The sequence below is a fragment of the Chryseobacterium sp. SIMBA_038 genome, from assembly GCF_046535115.1.
Taxonomy (GTDB): domain Bacteria; phylum Bacteroidota; class Bacteroidia; order Flavobacteriales; family Weeksellaceae; genus Chryseobacterium.
Genome location: NZ_JAWRXH010000091.1, coordinates 1 through 300 on the forward strand (window position 1 = coordinate 1; position 300 = coordinate 300).

1 protein-coding gene is annotated in these 300 nt (G+C 57.7%); it reads right to left on the reverse strand.

What is annotated here, in order from left to right:
- Window positions 1-99: 99 nt before the first annotated feature.
- Entirely contained in the window at window positions 100-300 is a 201-nt protein-coding gene (locus SB689_RS22845) for an HAD domain-containing protein (protein WP_410694357.1), read from the reverse strand.

The window sequence follows — 300 nt, forward strand, 5'->3', positions numbered from 1 at the left end:
CCAATGGTTGACTCGGCGCGTTGTCCCTTGGTTCGCATCCTTCTCCCTCAATACCAGGCTATTTGCTCTCAATCATGCGGTGCCGCCAACCACTGCTGACTATGAGAATCGTTCATGTAGTCTGCGCCGCAGCAGTTCGACGACGGCGGGGTCCCCTAACCCATAGTCGGACTGGCAATGCACCAGCCGCTCTCGGCAACTTTCGAACCCATCCGTCCGGTCATCAATCGCAATCCATTCGAGGCCCTCACACCCTTGTCGGCGAACGTAGTCGAGGACCTGTGCGCCTCTCGATAGCAT

Bases quoted from the DNA above. Each gene is read 5' to 3' on its own strand.
- SB689_RS22845 (WP_410694357.1), bottom strand. From the start codon at position 300: ATGCTATCGAGAGGCGCACAGGTCCTCGACTACGTTCGCCGACAAGGG.